The organism is Streptomyces sp. SID14515, assembly GCF_010548505.1.
In the GTDB taxonomy this organism is placed as follows: Bacteria; Actinomycetota; Actinomycetes; order Streptomycetales; family Streptomycetaceae; genus Streptomyces; species Streptomyces caviscabies.
In genome coordinates this window covers 204,181-217,551 of sequence record NZ_JAAGMH010000040.1, presented here as the reverse complement: position 1 = coordinate 217,551, position 13,371 = coordinate 204,181, and the positions used below count along the sequence as shown (strand labels likewise).

Annotated in this window: 14 protein-coding genes and 1 pseudogene; 5 read left to right on the top strand and 10 right to left on the bottom strand. The window is 70.8% G+C overall.

Translation table 11 applies throughout. The features are described from left to right. The 5 genes and pseudogenes from G3I54_RS08275 to G3I54_RS08255 all read right to left on the bottom strand — a co-directional run. Positions 1–614: pseudogene (locus G3I54_RS08275) on the bottom strand (class E sortase); the annotation flags it as partial. Then, a complete protein-coding gene (locus G3I54_RS08270; RefSeq protein WP_164612547.1) occupies positions 611–1,249 on the bottom strand; it encodes an aminodeoxychorismate/anthranilate synthase component II in 639 nt (212 codons plus the stop codon). The gene G3I54_RS08270 and the pseudogene G3I54_RS08275, both read right to left, overlap by 4 nt. Next, complete coding sequence (locus G3I54_RS08265) at positions 1,246–1,434, bottom strand: hypothetical protein (RefSeq protein ID WP_164612545.1); 189 nt, start codon at positions 1,432–1,434, stop codon at positions 1,246–1,248. The genes G3I54_RS08270 and G3I54_RS08265 overlap by 4 nt, the downstream gene beginning before the upstream one ends. Before the next feature lie 89 nt (positions 1,435–1,523). After that, entirely contained in the window at positions 1,524–2,234 is a 711-nt protein-coding gene (locus G3I54_RS08260; protein WP_164612543.1) for a class E sortase, read from the bottom strand. A 30-nt stretch (positions 2,235–2,264) separates the two neighbouring features. After that, the gene (locus tag G3I54_RS08255; protein WP_203685652.1) at positions 2,265–3,032 is read right to left on the bottom strand and encodes a DUF881 domain-containing protein; all 768 of its coding nucleotides are present in this window, start codon (positions 3,030–3,032) and stop codon (positions 2,265–2,267) included. Positions 3,033–3,174: 142 nt separating this feature from the next. On the opposite strand from G3I54_RS08255, the gene crgA reads away from it, so the two are divergent. Continuing rightward, positions 3,175–3,429, top strand: coding sequence for a cell division protein CrgA (gene crgA, locus G3I54_RS08250; protein WP_003967902.1), 255 nt, complete (start codon positions 3,175–3,177; stop codon positions 3,427–3,429). A 282-nt stretch (positions 3,430–3,711) separates the two neighbouring features. Here the strand turns inward: crgA and G3I54_RS08245 are convergent, their stop codons facing one another. Next, positions 3,712–4,614 carry a rhomboid family intramembrane serine protease gene (locus tag G3I54_RS08245; protein ID WP_164612541.1) on the bottom strand — a complete coding sequence of 301 codons (903 nt, stop codon included), beginning with the start codon at positions 4,612–4,614 and terminating at the stop codon, positions 3,712–3,714. A 131-nt stretch (positions 4,615–4,745) separates the two neighbouring features. Continuing rightward, a complete protein-coding gene (locus G3I54_RS08240) occupies positions 4,746–5,273 on the bottom strand; it encodes a peptidylprolyl isomerase (protein WP_164612539.1) in 528 nt (175 codons plus the stop codon). 281 nt (positions 5,274–5,554) lie between these two features. Here G3I54_RS08240 and G3I54_RS08235 point away from each other — a divergent pair, with 281 nt between their 5' ends. Beyond that, the gene (locus tag G3I54_RS08235; protein WP_164612537.1) at positions 5,555–6,271 is read left to right on the top strand and encodes a DUF5324 family protein; all 717 of its coding nucleotides are present in this window, start codon (positions 5,555–5,557) and stop codon (positions 6,269–6,271) included. A gap of 151 nt (positions 6,272–6,422) precedes the next feature. Here G3I54_RS08235 and G3I54_RS08230 read toward each other — a convergent pair whose 3' ends face one another. Both G3I54_RS08230 and G3I54_RS08225 read right to left on the bottom strand, forming a co-directional pair. Then, complete coding sequence (locus tag G3I54_RS08230) at positions 6,423–7,007, bottom strand: TerD family protein (protein ID WP_030077175.1); 585 nt, start codon at positions 7,005–7,007, stop codon at positions 6,423–6,425. Positions 7,008–7,132: 125 nt separating this feature from the next. After that, positions 7,133–8,179 carry a helix-turn-helix transcriptional regulator gene (locus tag G3I54_RS08225; RefSeq protein ID WP_164612535.1) on the bottom strand — a complete coding sequence of 349 codons (1,047 nt, stop codon included), beginning with the start codon at positions 8,177–8,179 and terminating at the stop codon, positions 7,133–7,135. A gap of 176 nt (positions 8,180–8,355) precedes the next feature. Between G3I54_RS08225 and G3I54_RS39380 the strand changes: the two genes are divergently transcribed. Beyond that, positions 8,356–8,589, top strand: a complete 234-nt coding sequence (locus G3I54_RS39380; protein WP_164612533.1) for a hypothetical protein — start codon at positions 8,356–8,358, stop codon at positions 8,587–8,589. Between the two features lie 131 nt (positions 8,590–8,720). Continuing rightward, positions 8,721–8,939, top strand: a complete 219-nt coding sequence (locus G3I54_RS39375) for an MbtH family protein (protein WP_164612531.1) — start codon at positions 8,721–8,723, stop codon at positions 8,937–8,939. 79 nt (positions 8,940–9,018) lie between these two features. Here the strand turns inward: G3I54_RS39375 and G3I54_RS08210 are convergent, their stop codons facing one another. Next, positions 9,019–9,525 carry an FBP domain-containing protein gene (locus G3I54_RS08210; RefSeq protein WP_086777761.1) on the bottom strand — a complete coding sequence of 169 codons (507 nt, stop codon included), beginning with the start codon at positions 9,523–9,525 and terminating at the stop codon, positions 9,019–9,021. A 308-nt stretch (positions 9,526–9,833) separates the two neighbouring features. On the opposite strand from G3I54_RS08210, the gene G3I54_RS08205 reads away from it, so the two are divergent. Continuing rightward, on the top strand, positions 9,834–13,325 hold the full coding sequence (locus G3I54_RS08205; protein WP_164612529.1) for a non-ribosomal peptide synthetase: 3,492 nt from the start codon (positions 9,834–9,836) through the stop codon (positions 13,323–13,325). Positions 13,326–13,371 lie beyond the last annotated feature (46 nt).

Genomic DNA, 13,371 nt, shown 5'->3' with positions numbered 1-13,371 from the left:
CGCCGCCGCTCGGCCCGCCCGCCGGCCGGCGGCACGGGGGCCGGGGCCGGGTCCTCCGCGCCGGGCTCGGGCTCCCGGGCGGGCTCGTACGCCGCCTCGGGCTCGTACGCCGCGTCGGGCTCGAACGGGGCTGCGGGCTCCGCCGGGATACGGGCGATGACCTCGGTACGCGGTTCGGCGGAGAAGCCCGGATCCGGGGCCGGAGCCCGCTCCTGGGCGACAGCCGCCGGAGGCACCGGAGCCACCGGAGCCGTCTCGGCCGCCGCGGCCGCCTCTGCTATTCGCGCAGACGGCTCCTGGGGGCCGTACCAGTCGCGCTGGTACCCGGCGGGGTCGTACCACTCGTTCGGCGCTCCCTGGGGCTGCTGAGGCCCTTGGTGGGGTGCGTAGCCGAGGTCGGGGCCCCGGGCGGGGCCCGGTCCGCCCGGCACCGGTCCGCCCGCCGGGATGTTGTCCGCCCGGAACCACGGTGAGGCGTGCCCGCCGGGCAGCGGATCGTTGAGCGGATCCGCGAGGCCGTCCACCGCCGCCACGAACGCGCCGTCGGCCCCGTACGCCCCCTGCGGGTGAGGGCCCTCCGGTCCGGCGTCGGGCCCGGGGCGGCCCGCGGTCACGCGGCGGCCTTGCCCACCACCGGCGCGAGCCCCGCCGACCGCGCGACGGCCCCCTGGTCCCCGCACTGCTCCAGCCAGTTGGCGAGCATCAGGTGGCCGTACTCGGTGAGCACCGACTCGGGGTGGAACTGCACGCCCTCCACCGCCCGGTCACGGTGGCGCAGCCCCATGATGATGCCGTCCGCCGTGCGGGCGGTGACCTCCAGCTCCGGGGGCAGCGCGCCGGGTTCGGCCGCGAGCGAGTGGTAGCGCGTCGCGGTGAAGGGCGACGGCAGTCCGGCGAAGACGCCCTTGCCCTCGTGGGTCACGGGTGAGGTCTTGCCGTGCAGCAGTTCGGGGGCGCGGTCGACGACTCCGCCGTACGCGACCGCCATCGACTGCATGCCCAGGCAGACGCCGAAGACCGGGACGCCGGTGTCCGCGCAGTGGCGCACCATCTCGACGCAGACGCCGGCCTGCTCGGGCGTGCCGGGGCCCGGCGAGAGCAGGACACCGTCGAAGCCGTCCTGAGCGTGCGCGGTGGTCACCTCGTCGTTGCGCAGCACCTCGCACTCGGCGCCGAGTTGGTAGAGGTACTGGACGAGGTTGAAGACGAAGCTGTCGTAGTTGTCCACGACGAGGACGCGCGCGCTCACTGGCCTGCTCCTGCTCCACCGGCGCTCGCGCCGTCGACGGTCACATCACCGAACGGAAGCAGTGGTTCCGCCCACGGGAACACGTACTGGAACAGTGCGTAGACGACCGCCAGAACCAGCACGAGCGAGATGACGCTCCGCACCCATGCGTTGCCCGGCAGATGCCGCCAGATCCAGCCGTACATGCTGACCCCTCCATTCGGTACCCGCACCAGACTAGAGGGCCGCGGCCGGGGAGTGGGTCAGCTGGGGAAAAGCTCGGGCCCGGCAGGACTCAGCCGGAAAGCTCCGGCGGCCTGCCGTCGCTCACCGGCCGCGTCGCGTCCAGGTGCGCCCAGGCGATCAGCCGGTGGCTGCTGCCCCATTCCGGTTCGCACGTGGTGAGCGTCAGATAGCGCCCGGCGCCCTCGAAGCCGGAACCGCGGGGCACCGGGTCGACGACGGCGGTGTCGGTGGGCACGGTCCGGTACGGCTTCCTCGCGATGCGGTACGTGAACCAGGTCGTGCCGTCGTTGACGACCACCGCGTCCCCGGGGCGCAGTTCCGGGAAGTCCTTGAAGGGGTCGCCGTACGTCCGCCGGTGGCCGGCCACCGCGAAGTTGCCCGTGTCACCGGGGCGGGCCGTTCCGCGGTAGTGCCCGAGCCCCTTCTGCAAGGTCGTGGCCTCGGTGTTCTCCAGGACCGGCCACTCCCAGCCGGAACCGAAGCGGGGGATGTGCAGCGTCGCGAAGGGCTTTCCGTCGCGGTACGGGACCGGGGCCGCCGGGGCGGAGGGCTCGGCGGAGGGCTCGGTGGTGGCGGGCGGCGGGGCCGGCGTCACGGGTTCGCGGGCCCACTGGCTCTGGAGCGTGTCGATCTCGCCCTCGGCCGCGTCGGCCGCTTTCACCCCCGTCCACAACAGGACGTAGGCGACGAAGAGCACGATCAGCGCGCCCACGGTGATGCAGAGTTCGCTGAAGGTTCTGACGACGAGTCGCACCGACACCGGACGGCCTCCCCGGGGCTCAGCTCGGGCTCACTCCACAGGCTGTGCGTAGTGGAGATCCACTGTGCCCGAGTACCCGGGAAGAGTCACCGCCTCGTTCTCGTCGACTTTCCAGCCCAGCCCGTACGCCTTCACGTACAGCAGGTAGTTCTGGATCGCGGTGGAGTCGTTGAGCGCCCGCTTGAGCTTCCCCGGGTCGCCGACCGCGGTGACCTTGTACGGCGGGGAGTAGACGCGGCCCTGGAGGATCAGGGTGTTGCCCACGCAGCGGACCGCGCTGGTGGAGATCAGCCGCTGGTCCATCACCTGGATTCCGCGGGCCCCGCCCTGCCAGAGCGCGTTCACCACGGCCTGCAGATCCTGCTGGTGGATGACCAGGTCGTTGGGCTGGGGCTCGGGGTAGCCGGGGTTGGCGGTGGCGTCCGGGGGCGCGTCGTTGAGGGTCACGCTGACCGAGTCGCCGCTGATCTTCGTGGTGCCGGCCGCCTTCTCCAGGGCCTTCAGCCGGGCGTCCTCGGCCTTGGTGGAGCCGTCGTCGCGCTGGGCGAGCGCGTCGATGTCCGCACGCACGGCGGCGGCGGAGTCGTTCAGCTCGCCGTTCTTCTCGCTGCGCTCCCTGATCAGGTCGGAGAGCTTGAGCAGCGAGGAGTCACTGCGCAGATTGGTGCCCTTGGCGGTGTTGGCGCTGGTGACGAAGATGAGTCCGGCCAGGGCGAAAACCGCAGCGGTGAGCCCCCGGACCGCCCACACGGAGGTGCGCCGGGCCGGGCCTTCCGGGGAGTCGGCAGAATTGCTCAACGTACCCTTATCTCATCAGGCGCCAGGGAAGCACTACGCTAACGGACGCTCGGGGGGAGCAGCATTCCCCCTGGCACCCCGCCCCCGGCGCCCGCCACAGATCCCTGCGCGGTCACGCAGCGCATCGACAGGAGAGTCCCTCGTGCCGAAGTCACGTATCCGCAAGAAGGCCGACTTCACGCCGCCCCCGGCGAAGCAGGCAACGGCTATCAAGCTGACCAACCGCAGCTGGGTCGCTCCGGTGATGCTGGCCCTGTTCCTCATCGGGCTGGCCTGGATCGTGGTGTTCTACGTGACCGAAGGCGATCTGCCGGTCGACGCCCTGGGCAACTGGAACATCGTGGTCGGCTTCGGCTTCATCGCCGGCGGCTTCGCCGTGTCGACGCAGTGGAAGTGACGGACCACCTCCGCGCAAGCCTTGCCCTGAGTTACCCACAGAGTTATCCACAGCTGGGGGAAAAGGTCAGACGATCTGTGGATAACCTCCACTCAAGTTGACGCCGGTGTGACCGCAGCCTCCCTCGTCGAGGGGGGCTGCACCCCGTTGTCCGGGCGAGAAAACCCAGCTCAGCGACGATGGGAACGACTGTTCCTCTTGCCATGCACAAGATTCTGCGCACACTGTGGACAACTTCGGTCCACCTGGGGGTGGAGGACCCCGTTCCGCACAGGATCCGGCTCAGGTGAGCGCCATCGTCCGGGCGACGATCATCCCGACCGTCACCAGCAGGACGAGCGCGCAGGTGCCCGCCTGCACCGCCGTACGCCGCTCACGCGGGGCGTGGACCATGCCGACGGCGATGGCGACGCCCGCGGTCAGACCGCCGACGTGCGCCTCCCAGGCGATGCCGCCCCAGGTGAAGGTGAAGACCATGTTGATCGCCAGCAGCACCAGCACCGGACGCATGTCGTAGTTCATCCGGCGCATCAGGACGGCGGTCGCGCCGAACAGGCCGTAGACCGCGCCGGACGCGCCCAGCGAAGGCTGGTTCTGCGCGGCGATCAGATAGGTGAGGGCGCTGCCCGCGAGGCCGGACAGCAGATAGAGGGCGAGATAGCGGGACCGGCCGAGCGCCGCCTCCAGCTGTCCGCCGAGCCACCACAGCCCCAGCATGTTGAACGCGATGTGCACCACTTCCTGGTGCAGGAACATCGAGGTCACCAGGCGGTACCACTGGCCCTCGGCGACGCCTTCGATGGATCCCGGCGGCGGGCTCGGGTCCCAGGCCCGCCCGAGCAGCGTCAGATCGTTCACCAGCTCGGGACGGATGCTGACCAGGAGGAAGACGGCGAGATTGATGCCGAGCAGGATCTTGGTGACCAGGCGCGGATCGGCGGCCACCGAGCCGCCCGCCAGCGTGCGCGGCTGACTGGCCGCCGGGTGGTGCCCGGTGCCCGAGCCCTGGCGTACGCAGTCGGGGCACTGGAAGCCGACCGACGCGCTGACCATGCACTCGGGGCAGATCGGCCGCCCGCAGCGCGTACAGCTGATGCCGGTCTCGCGGTCGGGATGGCGGTAGCAGGTCGGCGTCGGCACACCGCCGCCCGTGGCGGCCCGGTCCCCCGGCGGCTGCTGCTCCATCGGTCCTGGCCTGCCTCTCGGTCCTCGTCACTCGGGCGGCGCGGACAGAGCCGCCCCGCTGGTCCGCTCGGTAACAAGTACGGACGGGCAGGGCGGTTGGTTCCCGCGAGGCCTGCCGCGCGGCGGGCCCGTCAGCGGGTCTCGACGACCACGGACTCGATCACCACGTCCTCCAGCGGACGGTTGGTGCGCGGATTGGTCGGGGTGGCCGCGATGGCGTCGACGACCTTGCGGCCCGCCTCGTCGGCCACCTCGCCGAAGATGGTGTGCTTGCCGGTCAGCCAGGCGGTGGGGGACACGGTCAGGAAGAACTGCGAGCCGTTCGTGCCCGGGCCCGCGTTCGCCATGGCCAGCAGATACGGCTGGGTGAAGCCCAGCTCCGGGTGGAACTCGTCGGCGAACCGGTAGCCGGGGCCGCCGGTGCCGTTGCCCAGCGGATCGCCGCCCTGGATCATGAAGCCACTGAGGACGCGGTGGAAGACGGTGCCGTCGTACAGCGGGTCCGTGGTCTTCTCGCCGGTCTCCGGGTTGACCCACTCGCGCTGCCCGGTGGCCAGCTCGACGAAGTTCCTGACCGTCTTGGGGGCGTGGTTCGGCAGGAGTCGGATCTCGATGTCGCCCCGACTGGTCTTCAAGGTGGCGTAAAGCTGCTCGGCCACGATCTGCCTTCCTTCATCCTTCACCTGACGTCACATCCTTCGCCGGCGTCCGCCGATCCTCCCACGGACCGGGAAATGTACGGCCGGATGCCGGGCGAAACGGCGCGTTCGCCACCGAACCGTGGCATTGTCGTCGGCAGACTTCACATGAACCGTTTTGACCGCGAAAGACGAACATGACCCGGATGCCCGTCCCGCATGCCGGGCATGGCCGCGACAGGCATGATTTCGAACTGGGCGGACAGGCGGAGTACCTACCCGCCACCAAGGAGGAGGATCTCGTGACCCGCATCGACAGCGTGCGCGCCGCAACCGACTCGGCGAAGGACAGCGCGCAGCACGCCGCGGAAGTGGTGGCGCCCTACGCCGACACAGCCAAGGAGCAGGCGGCCCACTACGCGCACGAGGCGCGCGTACGGCTCGCGCCGAAGGTGACGAAGGCGGCCCAGCAGGCCCGTGTCCAGTACGCGTCCCATCTCGCACCGCGCCTCGAACAGGCCCGTAGCCATGTGCCGCCCCGGGTCGACGAGGCCGCGCACCGCGCCGCGGTCTCCACCCGTAAGGCCGCACGGAGTGCCGCCGACTACACCGCGCCCCGCGTCGAGCACGCCCGGGCGGTGGCCCTGCCCGTCGCCGAGCAGGCGTCGGCCCGCAGCGCGGCCGCCCTGGCGGCGCTGCGCACCCAGGTGACCGCCAAGGAAATCCAGAAGCTCGCCAGGAAGCACCAGCGGCGGGCCAAGGCCGGCCGGGCCGCCAAGGGCTTCCTGGTGCTGGGTGTGCTGGCGGGCGGCGCCTATGCCGCCTGGCGCTGGTGGGACAAGCAGGCCAACCCGGACTGGCTGGTCGAGCCGCCCGTCGCCACCGAGGTGGGCGACGATCGGCCGCTGAGCTCGGTCGACGGCAGCAACCGGGCCGACCTCGACCCGGAGGTCAAGGCCAAGCAGGCCGAGGCCGAGTCGGGCGAGGGCGACACCCCCGGTCTCGACGACCGGCCCTGAGACCGGCTGACCCCGGAAAGAACGAACGCGGCTGCGGTGACCGCCCCGGCGGTCACCGCAGCCGCGTTTTCGTCGGCCGTGCATCCGGTCTGTCGCCCGGCTCCGCCACGAAGGCGGCGCCAGGGCGTCGACCACCGGCGGCTGCCGGTGACTATCGGCTCACGGCGAAGCGCATCAGAGCCTGCTCGTCGCCCTGCTTGATCTTCCCGGTCTCGTTGATCACCTGGAGCTTCCAGCCCGCGCCCTCGCGGATCGCCTTGGCCACGGCGACGCCGTTGTCCTGGGTGAGCATGCTCGGCCAGATGTCGGCCACCTGCTGCGTGCTGCCGCCCGTCGCGTCGTACACCTTGAAGCTGATGTTGCGCGCGTTCTTGAACGCGCTGCGCTTCTTGTACGCGGCGGCGATGAAGACGATCGACGTGATGTTCGAAGGAATCTTGGCGAACTCGACGGTCACCGTCTCGTCGTCGCCGTCCCCGTGACCCGTCTGGTTGTCGCCGCTGTGCACCAGCGAGCCGTTGCCCAGCGGGTCCAGGGAGTCCAGGCCGGCCAGCCGCACCGGGTCGCCGCCCTGCAGCGCGATGGCGATCAGGTCGAGGTCCGTGCCGGCCTTCTGCTTGATCTTCCCCATCAGACCGCCACTGCTGCCGACCGTCGGGTCCCAGGACGCCCCGATGGACAGGTGGGTCACCCCGCCCAGGTCCGCCGGGCCGTCTTCCTTCGTCAACGTGATCATGCCTGAGTCCTTTTTGTGGCTCGACTGTTTACGTATGAAGTGTGCCTGGTGACCCCGGAACTCGGCCCCCGGAGGCAGCGAGACAGTTCCGGATCGTACGAGATCGGGGTCCGGGACCACCGAGCTCAGCGGTCCGCGGGGGTCTCGGGCGCCTCGGGGGCGGCGAAGACGTCCGTGCGGGCGCTCAGCAGGCAGCCCGCCTGGAAACGACTCTTGGCGCCGAGACGTTCCATGATCTCGGCGATGTGACGACGGCAGGTGCGGACGGACATGCCCATGCGCTTGGCGATCGTCTGGTCGGTGAGCCCTTCGCTGAGGAGCAGGGCGATGCGCTGCTTCAGCTGGTCGGCGATGTCGGCGACCTCCTGGTTGCTCCACTCCAGGGGGAAGGGCGCGGCGTTGAGCCACCACAGGTCGAAGGTCTTGGCGATGAAGTGGATGAGGTTGGGCTCGCGCACGATGATGGCGGAGCCGGGATCGCTCTCCACTCCGATGACGGCCGCCTTGCGGTCGAAGAGCAGCACCCGGATGAACTGGTCGTCGAGCGTGCGGACCTCCGCGCCCATCCGCGAGACCCGGTCGACGTACTCACGGGTGCCCTGGCTGAAGCGGGCGGTGTGCTGGTAGAGGGTGCGCATCCGGACGCCGCTCCGCAGCATCGCCTCGTCCCGGGAGATGGCCTCCTCCAGGACCTCGGCGCGCCGGCCGCCGCCGGGCTGCGCGGTCAGCACCTCGGACTCGCACTTCGCCGCGAGCTCGACGATCGCCGCGCGCGTACTGCTGAGGGAGGCCAGGAACTCCACGGTGCCCCGGGTGTCGGTCCGCACCGGCTGCTCCTCGTAGACGCGGCTGAACTCCACGAGCCGGGACCGCACGCTCTCCAGCTCCTGGCGTCGGGTGCGGATGACCCGTTCCAGCGGGCCGAGCACCCGCTCCCCGGCGGTCTCCGGGTCGACGGCCCGGAAGACGGTGGGGGAGGTGCGGGTGTCCTCGGCCAGCAGCCCGAGGGCCGCGAGCTGCGCGCAGTGGTCCTCGGCGGCCTCGACGCCGAGGGCGAGGGCGGCCGCCACATCGGCGGCGGTGACGGCCGTCTGGCGCAGGGCGAACCGGTAGACGGCCTGGGGAGTGTCGGCCGAAGGCTCTACGGCGCCCGAAAGTTCCGGCAATTCCATATCTCGGCCTTTCATCCCGATCTGTCCAGCGATCATCAACCTGACATGCAACTTTATGGCCCACCGGAACCAGCCATGTGCCGACGTCGGGCTGGCAGTGTGGCGGTGTGCCCACGGGGGGTGCAGAGCGGCGCCGACTGCGCCTCTCTCGTACGAGCAGGTAAGGACACCGCATCATGAGGCACCTCATTCAGGCCGTCAGAGTCGTCTGCGCACTCGCCGTCGTCGGCGTCGCGGGGGTTTCCGTCGCCGCCGCCGAGAGCCGCGGCACGAACGACGACACCGGCTGGGGTGCGCCGGCCGCCAGGACGATCGCCAAGGACACCGGCTGGGGAACGCCGGGCGCCCGGACGATCGCCAAGGACACCGGCTGGGGCGTCGCGGACACCGGCCGGGGCCGGGCGGCCTGACCCACCGATCCGTCCCACCGATCCGTCCCACCGATCCGTCCCACCGATCCGTCCCGCGGATCCGCCTCAGCAGATCCGCCTCAGCAGATCCGCCGCCGCGGATCCGACCGCCCAGACGAAAGGAACAGGCTGTGAGCAACCCCTTCGAGGACGCCGAGGGTACGTACTACGTGCTGGTGAACGCCGAGAACCAGCACTCGCTGTGGCCCGGCCACGTCGAGGTGCCCGCCGGCTGGACGCAGGCGTTCGGCGCCGCCGACCGGAAGAAGTGCCTGGCGTACATCGAGGAGACCTGGACGGACATGCGACCGCAGAGCCTCGTGGACGCCATGGAGAACGCCGGCCGCTGACCCCGGCCCGACGAAAACGCCCGCCACCCGGAAGGTGGCGGGCATTCGGCGTTTCCGGTTCCTCGGGCGGTCCCGTTCCTCAGGCGATCCCGGCCACCTTGTCCGCGAATTTGGTGAGGTTGTCCATCGCCCGCGCGATGCGCTCGTCGAGCGTGAGCGATTCCTCGTACTGGCTGAATCGCAGCTTGGGCTGCCGCTTCCCGCGCATGTACAGGGAGCAGGCGAGGTCCGCGCACACATAGATGCCCACGGTATTGCCCTGCCGGCCCGACGGTCCGGCCAGCGGTGCGACGAAGAGATTCACGCCGGACGACGAATGCCCGGTCAGACATATCTGGCACATGCTGGACTTCACCGCGCTCTTCCGGGCGGCACTGGAAACGCGCAGGGTGATTCCGCGCGGCCCGTCGGGGCCCGGCATGACGACATGCGACCGCAGCAGTGCGCCGGGGTCGACCCAGCCGAGGAAGTCCAGGTCCTCCCAGGCCAGCTCGCCGAAGCCGAGCGGGAGACGCAGCCGGGACGCCTCCCCCTTGGTGCAGTTCACAAAGGAATTCCGGATGGCTTTTTCACTCAATGGATCCATGGTGGGCAAATATATCGGAGGGCTCCGAACGGAACATGTGATTCGCCCCGGGGATCACAGGCCGCCGGACAATCACTGTCCGATTTGATCCATTGCCTTCCGATATGCCGGGCGCTCATGTTGCTGTCATGCAGGTATGTGAGCCACCGCCGCCGCCCCTTTCCTCCGTCGCGAAGTGCAGGATCAAGTCATGCCGACGCAGACATACGGATAAGTCGGCAGGATCGATGAACTCTCTCTTTGGGGTCGGGGTAGACGTGTCTTCGCGCAGTGAATCTCAGGAAAAAGTAGAGGCCTGGCTCTCGGACGTGTTCGGGAATGCCCTCGGCCTCTCCGAGTTCGCGCGCGACGACGATTTCTTCGCATCCGGCGGTGATTCCATCCTCGCCGCGCGCGCCGCGATGCGGATCCGGTCGAAGGCGACGGGCGAGGTGCCGCTCGCCTGGATCTTCGAGCAGCGGAGCCCCGCCAAGCTGGCCGTGCTGCTCGTCGACCTCATCGACCCGGCGAGCCTGTCGGACCTGTCCGACCTGTCCGGTCCGGCGGCCGCCTCCGGCCCTTCCGACTCCTCCGGCCGGGGCGCCGCGGGTCGCGAAGGCCTTCCGCTGTCCCACGCCCAGGAGCGGCTCTGGCTGCTGCACCAGCTCGACCCGGACTCCGCCGCCTACAACGAACCGCTCGTCCACCGGCTGCGCGGCGCGCTCGACCCGGCGGCGCTGCGGACCGCGCTGCAGGGCCTGGTGGACCGTCACGCCGTCCTGCGCACCGCCCTGCACCTGGACGGGGACCGGCCCGTACAGCGGATCGAGCCCTCGCTCCACGCCGAGCTGCGCATCGAGGATCTGCGCGGTGGCGCGGCCGACCCCGTGGCGGTCGCCGAACGCCTCATCCGGGCGGACATCGCCACCCCCTTCGACCTGGCGGCGGCCCCGCTGTTCCGGGCCACGCTGTACCGGGTCGCCGAGCACGACGCCTTTCTGCAGCTCACCTTCCACCACACCGTCACCGACGGCTGGTCCACCACCCTGATCCTCGACGAGCTGGCCGACGGCTACACGGCGGCACTCGCCGGACGCTCCCCCGGACTGCCGGAACTTCCCCTGGACTACGCGGACTTCGCGGTGCGGCAGCGCGCCTGGCTGGACGGCGGGGCCGGGGAACGGCAGCTGGCTTACTGGGAGTCCGAGCTGGCCGGCGCCCCGGAGCTGTCGGCCTTCCCGACCGACCGCCCGCGCCCGGCGGCCCAGTCCTACGACGGCGACCACGTCCTGTTCACGCTGGAGCCGGAGCTCGGCGACCGGGTGGCCGAGGCGAGCCGCCGGCACGACGTCACGGTCTACGCGTGGCTGCTCACCACCTTCCTGACGACCCTGCACAAGTACTCCGGACAGCGCGACCTCGTCGTCGGCACCCCGGTCGCGGGCCGGCACCACCCCGACGTGGACCGGCTCGTCGGCTTCTTCGTCAACACCGTCCCCGTACGCTCCCGTCACCGGGACCACGACACCTTCGAGGACTTCCTGCGCCGGGTGAGCGCCACCTGCCTGGGCGCGCTGGACCACCAGGACGTGCCGTTCGAGCAGATCGTGCAGCGGCTCGGCCTCCAGGGCGTCACCAGCCACGCGCCGCTCGTGCAGACGGTCTTCGCCTATCAGGAGGGGGAGGACCTCACCCTCCGCCTCGACGGCCTGGAGACCGAACCGGCCCGGGCGACCGGCGCGACCTCGCGCTTCGACCTGACGCTCTTCATGGCGCGGCAGCGGGACGGATCGTTCGCCTGCGACCTGGAGTTCAGCACCGACCTCTACGAGCGGGCCACCGCCGAACGCCTGGTCACCCACTTCCTCGGCCTGCTCGACCAGGTCCTCGACGCCCCCCGCGCGGGCCTCGCCCGGCACCGGCTCTGCACCCCGGCCGAGCTGGACCGGCTGGCGGCCTGGAACGACACCACCGTGGCCTTCCCCGCCGACCGGGCCCTGCACGAGCTCATCGAGGACCGGGTGGACGCCTCCCCGGACGCCGTCGCCGTGGTCCACGAGGACGCCGAGCTCACCTACGCGGAGCTGGACGCGCGCGCCAACCGCCTCGCCCACCACCTGGGGCGGCTCGGCGTCGGGCCCGACGACGTGGTCGGTGTGTGCATGGACCGGTCGACGGAGCTGGTCGTGTCGCTCCTCGCCGTCCTCAAGGCGGGGGCCGGCTATCTGCCCCTGGACCCGGAGGCTCCCCGCCAGCGGCTGACCCAGATCATGGCGGACGCCCGGGCGGAGGTCTGCCTCACCCTCGGCCACCAGGCGGACCGGGCCCCCGAGGCGGCCCATGTGGTCCGCGTCGACGCGGACCGGGAGACCCTCGCGGGCTGCCCCGCGCACCGGCCCGCCGTCGCCGTGCACCCGGAGAACCTGGTGTCGGTGTACTACACCTCCGGCTCGACCGGGGCGCCCAAGGGCGTCGCCAGCGCCCACGGGGGCTGGGTCAACCGGATGGTCTGGATGCAGAAGCAGCACGCCCTGCGTCCGGGCGAGACCGTCCTGCACAAGACGACGCTCACCTTCGACGACTCGGCGCTCGAACTCTTCTGGCCACTGATGTACGGCGGCCGCATCGCGCTGATCGGGCCGGGCCTCCACCGCGACCCGCAGGCGGTCCTGGCCGCCGCCACGACCTACCGGACGGTCCTCCTCCAGACCGTGCCCAGCATGCTCAACCTGCTGATGGACCAGATCACCCCGGAAGAGCGGATCGCGCTCGGCTCCCTGCGCAACACGGTCTCCAGCGGCGAGGCCCTCACCCCCGCGTCCGTACGGCGCTTCCACGAGACCATGCCCGGGGCCCTGCACAACACCTGGGGCGCCACCGAGGTGTCCATCGACTCCACCATCCGTACGTGTGCGGCCGCCGACGCCGAGGACACCGGTGCGGTGAGCGTCGGTACGCCCTTCGACAACAACACCGTCCATGTCCTCGACGCGGCCTACGCCCCGCTGCCCGTCGGGGTCACCGGAGACCTGTACATCGGCGGCGCCGGTCTGGCCCGCGGCTACCTCAACGACCCGGTGAAGACCGCCCAGGCGTTCGTGGCCAGCCCCTTCGGCACCGGGGAGCGGCTGTACCGCACCGGCGACCAGGGCTATCTGCGCCCGGACGGCTCGATCAAGTTCGTCGGCCGCAACGACCACCAGATCAAGGTCCGCGGCATGCGCGTCGAGCTCGGCGAGATCGAGTCGGTGCTCCGCGACCACCCCCAGGTGCGGGACGCCGTGGTGGTCGCCCGGCGCACGCCCTCCGGGCAGTACCGGCTCAGCGGTTACGTGGCGGGCGGCGGGCAGGACGGCGCGCCGACCGTGGAGTCGCTGCGGGCGCATCTGGCCGAGTGGCTCCCGGACCACATGCGACCGCCGTTCCTGGTCGTCATGGACCGGCTGCCGCTCAACGCCAACGGCAAGACCGACCGCCACCAACTGCCCGACCCTGCGGAGGACATGAGCGCCGGGCAGGGCGAACGGGCCGCTCTCGACGGGCCGGTCCAGCGGGCCGTCGGCGAGATCTGGTGCGAGGTGCTGGAGGTCGGGTCGGTCGGCGCGGACGACACCTTCTTCGACCTGGGCGGCCATTCGCTCCTGGCCACCCGGGTGACCGGTCGGCTCCGCGACCGCTTCGGCCTGGAGCTGCCGCTGCGCACCGTGTTCGACCGGCCGGTGCTGCGGGACTTCGCCGACGAGGTGGACCGGAACCTCAGGGAAAAGATCAGCGGCATGAGCGTGGACGAGATGCGTTCCCTGCTCGAACTCCTGCGCTGAGCCGCGCCGAAGCCGGCGCTGACCGGGTCTCGATCCGGAACAGCGG

Bases quoted from the DNA above. Each gene is read 5' to 3' on its own strand.
- G3I54_RS08265 (WP_164612545.1), bottom strand. From the start codon at position 1,434: ATGTACGGCTGGATCTGGCGGCATCTGCCGGGCAACGCATGGGTGCGG.
- G3I54_RS08245 (WP_164612541.1), bottom strand. From the start codon at position 4,614: ATGGAGCAGCAGCCGCCGGGGGACCGGGCCGCCACGGGCGGCGGTGTG.
- G3I54_RS08230 (WP_030077175.1), bottom strand. From the start codon at position 7,007: ATGATCACGTTGACGAAGGAAGACGGCCCGGCGGACCTGGGCGGGGTG.
- G3I54_RS08225 (WP_164612535.1), bottom strand. From the start codon at position 8,179: ATGGAATTGCCGGAACTTTCGGGCGCCGTAGAGCCTTCGGCCGACACT.
- G3I54_RS39380 (WP_164612533.1), top strand. From the start codon at position 8,356: ATGAGGCACCTCATTCAGGCCGTCAGAGTCGTCTGCGCACTCGCCGTC.
- G3I54_RS08210 (WP_086777761.1), bottom strand. From the start codon at position 9,525: ATGGATCCATTGAGTGAAAAAGCCATCCGGAATTCCTTTGTGAACTGC.